This is a genomic window from Methylobacterium mesophilicum, from assembly GCF_036441335.1.
Lineage (GTDB): Bacteria > Pseudomonadota > Alphaproteobacteria > Rhizobiales > Beijerinckiaceae > Methylobacterium > Methylobacterium mesophilicum_B.
Genome location: NZ_MLBW01000042.1, coordinates 1 through 10,613, shown reverse-complemented (window position 1 = coordinate 10,613; position 10,613 = coordinate 1). Strand labels below are relative to the sequence as shown.

The following is a 10,613-nucleotide window of genomic DNA, read 5'->3' as shown; positions in this document are numbered from 1 at the left end:
GGGCGGACGGCGCCCGCGTGCCCGCACCGCGCCGCGGGCCGGTCTCGGGCCGCGCCGATATCGCGGCGGCGCGACCGCGACCCATGAGAGTGTGAGGCCCCGCCATGGACATCCGCACGCGCCGCCTGGTCGACGCGCCTCTCGTGCCGACCCTGACCAGACTGGCCGTGCCGAATGTCGTGGTCATGGTTGTCCAGACCTCCATCGGCCTGATCGAGACGTATTTCGTCGCGGAACTCGGGACCGACGCTCTGGCCGGCATGGCCCTCGTCTTCCCGGTGGTGATGCTGGTCCAGATGCTGTCCGCCGGCGGCATGGGCGGCGGCATCCAGTCCGCGGTGTCGCGCACCCTGGGCGCCGGCCGGCGGGCGGAGGCCGATCTCCTCGCCTGGCACGCCGCCGCCATCGGTCTCGGACTGGGTGTCGTCACGAGCCTCCTCGCCCTGTCCCTGGGACCGCGTCTCTACGCCGCGATGGGCGGCACCGGGGGCTCGCTCAGGGCCGCGACCGCCTACGCGGGCGTCGTGTTCGGCGCGGCGATCCTGATCTGGCTGTTCAACGCGCTGGCGGCGGTGATCCGCGGCACCGGCAACATGGCCCTCCCGGCCGGCGTCACCTGCGCCGGGGCCGCCGTGCTGATCCCGCTCTCGCCCGCGCTGATCTTCGGCTGGGGCCCGCTTCCCAGGCTCGGAATCGTGGGCGGGGGCGTCGCCTTCGCGGGCTACTACGCCGCGGGCTCGGCCGTCTTCGCTGCCTATCTCTGGTCCGGCCGCGGTGTCCTGCGTCCGAGCCGGCGCCCCCCGAGGCTGACCTGGGCGCCGTCCCGCGAGATCCTGCGCATCGGCCTCCTGTCCGGCATCGCCAGCGTGACCTCGAACGTCACGGTCATCGCCGCGACCGGCTTCGTCGGGACGGCGGGACCGGCGGCGGTGGCCGGATACGGCACCGGTGCGCGGCTGGAGTACCTGCTGGTTCCCCTCGTGTTCGGGCTCGGCTCGCCCATCGCCGCCCTCGTCGGGACGGCCCTCGGCGCCGGCATGGAGGCCCGCGCCCGTCGGGCCGCGCTGACCGGCGCCCTCGTGGCCGGCGGCCTGACGGAGGCCATCGGCCTCGTGGCGGCCGTGTATCCCGAGACCTGGCTCGGCCTGTTCGGAAACGACCCGGCCATGATGGCCACCGGCTCGGCCTATCTCCGGATCGCCGGACCCTTCTACGGCTTCTTCGGGGCCGGCCTCGCCCTCTACTTCGCCGCCCAGGGCGCCGGCCGCGTCGGCTGGCCGCTCGCCGCCAGCCTTCTCCGGCTGGTCGTGGCGCTGGGTGGCGCCTGGATCGCGGCCGTGCTCGGGCTCGGCTTGGCCGGGATGTTCGTCGCCCTCTCGGCCGGGTTCGTCACCATGGGCCTCGTCAATGCCGCCGCCTTCGCCTCGGGACGGGTGATCCGAAACACGGCCGCGCCCGAGCGGACCGCGACGCCGAGAGCCGGCGTCGCCGGCGACGGTCTTCCCCGCCAAGCCCCGTTGCCCGGGCCGGAGCCGATGCCCGCCACGCGTCGCGCGGTGCCGTGACGCTCCGGCACCGTCGGGGCAGCTCCGGCCGTTCCGGCAGACCGCGGGAGGACCCCGGTGCGCACCGGCCTCTCCCCCTCCGCCCGCTCCGGTCCGATCGAGACGCCGAGCCTCGGTCCGGCGAAGGGTCTGGGCGGCCTCTCGGCCTCGGTGACCGTCCCGCAGATCGGCCGCGGCCCCGGGCCCGACGGTTCCCGCGCGCACGCCCCGACGAACGGCGGGGCGGCCGGGCCGGTCGAGACCGGGGGCGCGGACAGGACGGCCCGGGCCGTCAGTCCCCGGCCTTCGCGAGGAAGTCGAAGTCGCAGCCCTCCGSGGCCTGCGTGACGCTGCGCCGGTAGAGCGCCTTGTAGCCGCGGGTCGGGGCCGGGGGCGGCCGGTGGTCGGCGAGCCGGCGGGCGATCTCGTCCTGTGCGACCAGGAGATCGACGCGCTTGTCCCGGATCGACAGGCGGATGCGGTCGCCGTCGCGCACCGCCGCCAGCGGCCCGCCGAGGGCGGCCTCGGGCGCCACGTGCAGGACGATCGACCCGAAGGCCGTGCCCGACATCCGCGCGTCGGAGATGCGGACCATGTCCTTCACCCCCGCCTGCGCCAGCTTCTTGGGGATCGGCAGGTAGCCCGCCTCCGGCATGCCGGCCGCGTGCGGGCCGGCATTCTGCAGGACGAGGATGTCGCCGGGCGCCACGTCGAGGTCGGGGTCGTCGACGCGCGCCGAGAGGTCCTCCAGGCCGGTGAACACCACCGCCCGGCCCTCCGACTCGAACAGCTCGGGCGTCGCCGCCGCGCGCTTGAAGATCGCCCCGTCGGGCGCGAGGCTGCCCGACAGAGCCACGAGGCCGCCGACCGGCGACACGGGGTCCGCCGCGGTGCGGATGATCGCGCGGTCGACCCAGGCCTCCGGCTCGTCCAGGCGCTCGGCGAGCGTCCGGCCCTCCACGTCCAGCGTGTCGAGGTGGAGGAGCGGGCGCAGTTCGCGCAGGAGCGCGCCCATGCCGCCGGCGGCGTGGAAATCCTCCATGTAGCCCTGGCCCACGGGCTTCAGATCGACCAGCACCGGCGTCTCGTCGGAGATCTCGTTGAAGCGCTCGGGCGAGATCCGGATGCCGAGCCGCCCGGCGATGGCGGTGAGGTGCACGATGGCGTTGGTCGAGCCCGACACCGCCATCAGCACGCGGATCGCGTTCTCGACCGACTTCTGCGTGATCACCTGCGAGGGCCGGATCCGCGTCTCGATCAGCCGCACCGCCGCGCGGCCGGTCTCCTCGGCGGCCACCAGCCGGTCGGAATGCACCGCCGGGATCGCCGCGGTGCCCGGCAGCGACATGCCGAGCGCCTCGGCGATGCACGCCATGGTCGAGGCCGTGCCCATCACCGCGCAGGTGCCGGCCGTGACGGAGAGCCGGCCCTCGACCTCGGCGATCTCCGCGGCGTCGACGGTGCCGGCCCGGTACTTGGCCCAGAAGCCCCGGCAATCCGTGCAGGCGCCGAGCCGCTGGCCCCGGTGGCGGCCGGTCGACATCGGGCCGGTGACGAGCTGGATCGCCGGCAGGTCGGCGGAGGCCGCGCCCATGAGCTGGGCCGGCACGGTCTTGTCGCAGCCGCCGATCAGCACCACCGCGTCCATCGGCTGGGCGCCGATCATCTCCTCGGTGTCCATGGCCATGAGGTTGCGGTACATCATGCTGGTCGGGTTGAGGAAAACCTCCCCGAGCGACACGGTCGGGAACGGCCGCGGCAGGGCGCCGGCCGCCAGCACGCCGCGGGAGACCGCCTCGACCAGCTCGTCCATGCCCCGGTGGCAGTTGTTGAAGCCCGACGGCGTCATGGCGATGCCGACCACCGGCTTGTTCAGGAGGCCGACCGAGATGCCCATCGAGCGCGCGAAGGAGCGGCGCAGGTAGCGGGCGAAGTCGCGGTCGCCGTAATTGGTCAGGCCGCGGTCGAAGCCGTGCGGTTCGTCGGTCATGGTCGTCTCCTCGCGAGGGCGGCCCGGGTTGCCCCGGCCGCCCGGTCTGTCTCAGCGGTCGCCGGGCGCCCGGCTCCCGGAGCGCGCGTCGAGCAGGTTCTCGCGCGCGCGGTTCCCCCGCCCCTGTCGTTCGCGCCGCGTTCCCGGCGGAGCGCCGCCGGATCGGTTGCGGCCGCCGACGGCATCGGGGTGCGGACAGGCATGTCCCAGTCCGGCGCCGATGACGAGGCCTCTCAAGGCATGGCCCATCGGATAGCCGTCCGAGAAGGGGCCGCGCGGGATCCGGAGCGCGAAAAGCGCCGCAGCGTCACCGCGCCCGGTGCCAAGCTCCACGCGGCGCCCGCGCTCCGCACGCCCGCCCGACGGCGCATCCGCGGCGGGGAGAGATCGCTCAGGCCCCGGGCGATCTGTAAGACGGTTCCGGCGTCGGCGGCCCCGGCGCTTCGCGCGGCAACGGGCTACCGGGTCACGTCATGGATTTGCGCAGAGCCGCGGTCGGGCTCACCCGTCAGGTGCGTGCGGCGCTCCGCGGCCGCCCCGGCACCGCGTCACCGCGCGGTTCGACGGGTCGCGCGAGGACCCGACTGTCGCGGAGATCGCTGGGCGTCCTGGTCGTCCTCGCGGCGACCTCGGCCTGGCTGGCCGTCGCCCTCGTGCCCAACCTCCTCGGGAACGGCGGAGCCCTGTGGGCGATCGTGCACGGCGCGTGCGTTCCCCACGCGCTGCGCGGACAGGGCCCCGCACCCTGCAGTCTGGTCGACCTGGAGGGCGGGGTCGCGAAGGGGTACGCCATCCTCAAGGACCTCCGCGGGCGGGCGCAGTTCCTCCTGATCCCGACGGCGCGCATCACCGGCATCGAGAGCCCCGTGCTCCTCGAGCCCGGGACGACGAACTACTTCGCCGCGGCGTGGCGCGCCCGAACCTTCGTGGAGGACCGCCTCGGCCGTCCGCTCGACCGGCGCGACGTCAGCCTCGCGGTCAACGCGCGGCTGCGGCGGACCCAGGGGCAGCTGCACATCCACATCGACTGTGTCCGCCGCGACGTCCGCGACGCTCTCCGCCGCCTCGCGCCCACGATCGGGGACCGCTGGGCGCCCCTGGCCGAACCGCTGGTCGGTCGCCCGTACAGGGCGATGCGCGTGCTCGGCGACGATCTCGGCAGCGCGGACCCGTTCGACCTCCTGGCGCGCGACGGCGGCGCGCGCTCGGCCATGGGCGAGCACGCGCTGGCTGTCGTGGGCGCGGAATTTCCGGACGCGAAGCCGGGCTTCGTGCTCCTGGACGGTCTGGTGACCAGCCGCTTCGGCAAGGCGTCCAACGGCGAGGTCCTGCAGGACCACGCCTGCGCCGTGGCGGCCGAGCCGCCGTCCACCGGGCCTCGGGCCCTGGAAGACTGACGCGGGCGGATCCGGCATCCGACGGCCCGGGCTGCGCGGTGCCGGCCGCGGTCCGGCCTGCCGCGTCCCGAGGGGGCGTCGCCGCGACCGGTCGCGCGGTGCGTGCGATCTGCGATATCTTATAGATGACCCGACACTTGGCCCACCGTTCGCGGCGCGCGACGGGAGGCACGGGGACGGGACCGGAGCCGAATCGGGTGACGGCGCACGGCACGACCCGCGGACGTCACGCGCTCGGGGGCGAGCCGCGCCACTCCTCCGCCGGTCCTCGCACGCGCCGGACGCCTGCGCTCAAGTCCTATATATGACATATGAATGTTGACAGGCTGTGTCCGGGGCGTATCCTCGACCCGACGCCGACGAAGTCGCAGGGCTCGCAAGATCGGCGCGCAGACAGGTGAGGAGCGCCATGACGGCACGGAGCATCGTCCGGCTCGTCGGGACGATCGCGGCCCTGTGGGGGGCGCTCGGCGCCGCCCGGGCCGAAGTCTCGACCGTTCGGCTCGCCAAGCAGTTCGGGATCTCCTACCTGCCGCTCACCGTGATGGAGGCGGAGGGCCTGCTGGAGAAGCAGGCCAGGCAGCGCGGCCTCGACCTCAAGGCCGAGTGGCTGCGCTTCACCGGCGGCTCGGGGATGAACGAGGCCCTGCTCTCCGGCAATCTCGACCTCGCCTCGGGCGGCGTCGGCCCGTTCCTGACGATCTGGGGGCGGACGCAGACCAATCTCAAGGTCAAGGGCGTGGCGGCGCTGAACGCGATGCCGCTCTGGCTGGTCACCATCAACCCGGCGGTGAAGGCGATCACGGATTTCGGGCCGCAGGACAAGATCGCCCTGCCGACCGCCAAGACCTCGATCCAGGCCATCACCCTGCAGATGGCCGCCGAGAAGGCCTTCGGGCCGGGCCAGCAGGCCAAGCTCGACCCGCTCACCGTCTCGATGGGGCATCCGGACGCGCAGACCGCCATGATGGGCGGCCGCTCCGAGATCACGGCCCATTTCGGCTCGCCGCCCTTCCAGGAGATGGAGCTGAAGGACCCGCGCGCCCGCAAGGTGCTCGACAGCTACGACGTGATGGGCGGCCCCCACACCTTCAACCTCGTCTGGGCGACCAGCCGGTTCGTCACCGACAATCCCAAGGTCACGGCGGCCTTCCGGGCGGCGCTGGAGGAGAGCCTCGCCCTGATCCGCGACGACCCGGCCCGGGCCGCCGCCCTGTGGATCAAGGCCGAGGGGGCGAAGATCTCGCCCGAGGAGGCCGTAGCGATCATCCGCGCGCCGCAGAACGCCTGGACCACCAAGCCCGAGCGGATGCTGGCCTACCTCGCCTACATGAACCGGGCCGGGCTGGTCTCGGCCAAGGCCGACAGCGAGAGCGAGCTGTTCTTCCCCGATCCGAACGCCGGCGCCCCGAAGGAGGCCAACCGGTGACGGCTCCCGTCGGCCACGCGGCCGTCGACCCGGGCGCAGGCGGGACGCTGCGTGTGCATGTCCGGCGCGGCGAGACCGTCGCGGACTACGCGGTACCGCGCCGGGCCAACCAGACGGTGCTCGACGTCGTCACCGAGATCCAGCGCGACCAGGATCCCACCCTCGCCTACCGGTTCGCCTGCCGGGTCGGCATGTGCGGCTCCTGCGGCATGACGGTGAACGGGCGCCCGCGCTGGACCTGCCGCACCCGGGTCGCCGCCGTGGCGCCCGACGGAGAGCTTCTGCTGGAGCCCCTGCGCAACCTGCCGGTGGTGAAAGACCTCGCGGTCGACATGGAGCCCTTCTTCGAGAAGTGGCGCCGGGCCCACGGCTACTTCGAGCCGGGCGAGAACCCGCCCGAGGATTTCGCGGTCGTGGAACCGGAATCCGCCGCGCGCCGGGAGGTCGATGCCGGCATCGAGTGCATCAATTGCGGCGTCTGCTACGCCGCCTGCGATCTGGTGACGTGGAACCCCGACTACCTCGGGCCCGCGGCCCTCAACCGGGCCTGGACGCTCGTCAACGACGTGCGCGACCGCGACCGGGATCGGCTCGCCGCGGTGGCGGGCGATGCCGGCTGCCACTCCTGTCACAGCCACATGAGCTGCACCGAGCACTGCCCGAAGGGCCTGAGCCCGACCTTCTCGATCGCCGGCCTCAAGCGCGAGACCGGCAAGGCGGCGCTGCGCCGGTTCTGGAGGCGCGGATGAGCCCGCTCCTGTACCTCGCCCAGCGCGGCACCGCGGCGATCCTGGCGGTCACGGTCGCGGTCCATCTCGGCACGATCCTCTACGCGGTGCGCGGCGGGCTCACGGCCGGCGAGATCCTGGGCCGGACGCACGGCAGCGTGGCCTTCCTCCTGTTCTACGCGGTCTTCGTGCTCGCCGCCGCGATCCACGCCCCGATCGGCCTGCGCAGCGTCCTGCGCGAGTGGACCGGCTGGCGCGGCCGCTCCCTCGACGTCGCCATGATCGGCCTCTCGGCCCTGCTCGCCGGGCTGGGCCTGCGGGCGGCGCTGGCGGTGTACTGGGCATGAGCGCCTCGCTGCAGACCGGTCTGACCCGCGCGTCCCTGCGCCGGCCCGGCTTCGCCGCCGCGCTGATCCACCGGCTCTCGGGGATCGCCCTGGCGCTGTTCCTGCCGATGCACTTCATCGCGCTCGGCACAGCGCTCCAGGGCGCAGACCGGCTGGAGAGCTTCCTCGGCCTCACCCATAACGGCCTCGTCCGGACGGCCGAATGGGGCCTCGTCTGCGCGCTCGCCGTCCACATGGCGCTGGGCCTGCGCGTGCTCGCCATCGAGTGGCTGCGCTTCCGCGAGCGCGATGCCCGCGTCGTGGCGGGCTGTCTCGCGGCCGCCTTCGCGGTCGGTCTGCTGTTCCTCCTCAGCGGGGCCTGATCCCCCGCCCGTCACCAGCGGAGACCCGCCATGGATCTCGACATCCGCGAATTCGAAGAGGTCTGCCGCGACCTCTACGTCCGCGCCCTGAAGATCCTGCCGCCCGACATCAAGGCGGGCTTCGCCGACCTGCAGCGGACCGAGACCAGCGCCACCGGCCGCGCCATCCTCGACACGATGGTGGAGAACGTCGCGGTCGCGGAGCGCACGAGGAACATCCTCTGCCAGGATACCGGCATCCCGATCTACAACGTCGTGATCGGCGCCGACGTGCGCTTCGACGGCGCCGCCCTGAAGGCCGCGATCCGGCGCGGCTGCGAGCGGGCGACCAGGGATTTCTCCCTGCGCTCCTCGGTGGTCCACCCGATCACCCGCACGAACGAGCAGACCTCCTGCGGCATCCGCGTGCCGATCATCCACGTCGACTTCGACGACCGGCCCGAGACCGTGGCGGTCGAGATGATCCCGAAGGGCTCCGGCTCCGAGAACGGCTCGTTCCTGCAGATGCTGCTGCCCTCGGACGGGATCGGCGCGGCCAAGCGCTTCGTCATCGACCGGGTGATCGAGCTCGGCGGCCGGGTCTGCCCGCCGACCATCGTGGGCGTCGGGCTCGGCGGCACCTCCGACCTGTGCATGCATCTGGCCAAGGTGGCGGCGACCCGGCCACTGCGCTCCGTCTGCTCCGATCCCGAGGGCGCCCGGATCGAGGCCGAGCTGTCGCGGGCCGTGAACGAGCTCGGCATCGGCCCGCAGGGGCTCGGCGGCCGGTCGACGAGCTTCGCCGTCCATGTCGAGCTCGCCGCGACCCACATCACCCAGAACCCGGTCGCCGTGAACATCCAGTGCCACTCGGCCCGCCGCGCCCGCGCGACGCTCACGCCCGGCGGCATCGCCTTCGATTGAGGAGCAGACCGTGGCGCACCACGTCCTCGACATGCCGGCCACTGAGCCCGAGATCCGGGCGCTCCGGATCGGCGACACCGTCACCCTGCGGCGCTGGCTGTTCGGCATCCGCGACGCGACCCTGATCCACATGTTCGACCGGGACCGCCGCACCCGGCTCGACCTCGACGGCCACGCGGTGATCCACACCGCGCCGAACGTCCACCGCGTCCCGGTCTCCAACGCGGCGCCGGTCGGCTTCGCGCCCTTCTGCATCGGCACCACCACGTCGATGCGCATGGAGCGCTTCACCGACGCGCTGATGGAGCGGGAGGGCGTGCGCCTCATCGTCGGCAAGGGCGGCATGGGTCCGGCGACCCTCGACGCCTTCGCGCGGCGCGGCGGCGCCTACCTGGCGATCGTCGGCGGCGCGGCGGCGCTGGAGACCACCTGGATCGAGACCATCGTGGACGTCGATCTCGACGACCTCCACCCCGAGAGCCTGTGGCAGTTCGCGATCCGCGATTTCGGGCCGCTGCTGGTCGGCATGGATTCGCACGGCGGCTCGCTCTTCGCCGACGTGCAGCGCGACGTGGCCGCCCGGCGCGACGCCGTCATCGCCTCCCTGGAGGACGCCCGGTGAGCCCCGATCAGGTCGAGACCGACATCCTGATCCTCGGCTCCGGCGGGGCCGGGCTGTTCGCCGCGCTCCACGCCAAGAAGGTCGCGCCGGAACTCGACGTCACCGTCGCGGTGAAGGGGCTGCTCGGCAAGTGCGGCTGCACCCGCATGGTCCAGGGCGGCTACAACGTCGCGCTGGCGCCGGGCGACTCGGTCGAGCGGCACTTCATGGACACGATCGAGGGCGGCAAGTGGCTGAACGACCAGGCGCTCGCCTGGACGCTCGTCACCGAGGCGCAGGTGCGGATCCGGGAGCTCGAGACCGAGCTCGGCTGCTTCTTCGACCGCAACCCGGACGGCAGCGTCCACCAGAAGGCCTTCGCCGGCCAGACCTTCGACCGGACCGTGCACAAGGGCGACCTCACCGGGATCGAGATCATCAACCGCCTGTCCGAGCAGGTCTGGCGCCGGGACGTGCGCCGCCTGGAGGACCACCGCGCCCTGGAGCTGATCCCGGCCCGGGACGGATCGGGGCTCGCGGGCGTGCTGATGCTCGACATGCGCACCGGCGAACCGAAGCTGGTGCGGGCGAGGGCCGTGCTGCTCGCCACCGGCGGCGGGCCGACCATGTACAAGTACCACACGCCGTCGGGCGACAAGTCCTGCGACGGGCTCGCCATGGCGCTGCGCGCCGGGCTGCCGCTGCGCGACATGGAGATGGTGCAGTTCCACCCGACCGGCCTGCTCGCCGGCGCCGGCACCCGCATGACCGGGACGGTGCTGGAGGAGGGCCTGCGCGGGGCCGGCGGCTGGCTCCTCGATTCCACCGGTGAGCGCTTCATGGAGGCCTACGACCCGCGGGCCGAGCGCGCGACCCGGGACGTGGTCAGCCGCTCGATCATGCGGCGGCTGCGCGACGGCTTCGCCACGCCGAGCGGGGGAGTCCACATCCAGATGAGCCATCTCGGCCCCGAGGACGTGCGCCGCCGGTTCAAGGGCATGGTCGAGCGCTGCGCCGATTGCGGCTTCGACCTCGCGGGCGGCCTCGTCGAGGTCATCCCCACGGCCCACTACATGATGGGCGGCCTCCAGTTCGCGGTCGACTGCTCCACCGCGCTGCCGCGCCTCTTCGCGGCCGGCGAGGATACCGGCGGCGTCCACGGGGCGAACCGGCTGGGCGGCAACGGCGTGGCGAATTCGACGGTGTTCGGGGGGCTGGCCGGCCAGTCCATGGCGCGGGCCGTGCGGCGCGAGGGCCGCCTCGCCGAGCCCGATCCCGCCGCAATCGCGGCGGGCCTCGCCCGCGCCTACGG

Annotated in this window: 10 protein-coding genes; 9 read left to right on the top strand and 1 reads right to left on the bottom strand. The window is 73.3% G+C overall.

Annotated features, from left to right (window positions below):
- Positions 1-104: 104 nt before the first annotated feature.
- Complete coding sequence (locus MMR14E_RS29100) at positions 105-1,565, top strand: MATE family efflux transporter (RefSeq protein ID WP_331319140.1); 1,461 nt, start codon at positions 105-107, stop codon at positions 1,563-1,565.
- Positions 1,566-1,836: 271 nt separating this feature from the next.
- On the opposite strand, the gene MMR14E_RS29095 is transcribed toward MMR14E_RS29100, so the two are convergent.
- Positions 1,837-3,534, bottom strand: coding sequence for a dihydroxy-acid dehydratase (locus tag MMR14E_RS29095; protein ID WP_331319139.1), 1,698 nt, complete (start codon positions 3,532-3,534; stop codon positions 1,837-1,839).
- 473 nt (positions 3,535-4,007) lie between these two features.
- Between MMR14E_RS29095 and MMR14E_RS29090 the strand changes: the two genes are divergently transcribed.
- The 8 genes from MMR14E_RS29090 to MMR14E_RS29055 form a co-directional block, all read left to right on the top strand.
- Positions 4,008-4,931 (top strand): CDP-diacylglycerol diphosphatase, encoded by a 924-nt coding sequence (locus tag MMR14E_RS29090; protein ID WP_331319138.1) that lies wholly within the window; start codon positions 4,008-4,010, stop codon positions 4,929-4,931.
- 409 nt (positions 4,932-5,340) lie between these two features.
- On the top strand, positions 5,341-6,360 hold the full coding sequence (locus MMR14E_RS29085; protein ID WP_331319136.1) for an ABC transporter substrate-binding protein: 1,020 nt from the start codon (positions 5,341-5,343) through the stop codon (positions 6,358-6,360).
- Positions 6,357-7,109, top strand: coding sequence for a succinate dehydrogenase/fumarate reductase iron-sulfur subunit (locus MMR14E_RS29080; protein WP_091978504.1), 753 nt, complete (start codon positions 6,357-6,359; stop codon positions 7,107-7,109). Before MMR14E_RS29085 ends, MMR14E_RS29080 begins: the two co-directional genes overlap by 4 nt.
- The gene (locus MMR14E_RS29075) at positions 7,106-7,435 is read left to right on the top strand and encodes a succinate dehydrogenase (protein WP_331319133.1); all 330 of its coding nucleotides are present in this window, start codon (positions 7,106-7,108) and stop codon (positions 7,433-7,435) included. The genes MMR14E_RS29080 and MMR14E_RS29075 overlap by 4 nt, the downstream gene beginning before the upstream one ends.
- A complete protein-coding gene (locus tag MMR14E_RS29070; protein WP_331319131.1) occupies positions 7,432-7,797 on the top strand; it encodes a succinate dehydrogenase in 366 nt (121 codons plus the stop codon). The genes MMR14E_RS29075 and MMR14E_RS29070 overlap by 4 nt, the downstream gene beginning before the upstream one ends.
- 30 nt (positions 7,798-7,827) lie before the next feature.
- A complete protein-coding gene (locus MMR14E_RS29065) occupies positions 7,828-8,700 on the top strand; it encodes a fumarate hydratase (protein ID WP_331319129.1) in 873 nt (290 codons plus the stop codon).
- Positions 8,701-8,710: 10 nt separating this feature from the next.
- Positions 8,711-9,322, top strand: coding sequence for a fumarate hydratase C-terminal domain-containing protein (locus MMR14E_RS29060; RefSeq protein ID WP_331319127.1), 612 nt, complete (start codon positions 8,711-8,713; stop codon positions 9,320-9,322).
- Positions 9,319-10,613 (top strand): L-aspartate oxidase (locus MMR14E_RS29055; protein WP_331319126.1); only part of this gene is annotated, 1,295 nt, incomplete at its 3' end. The genes MMR14E_RS29060 and MMR14E_RS29055, both read left to right, overlap by 4 nt.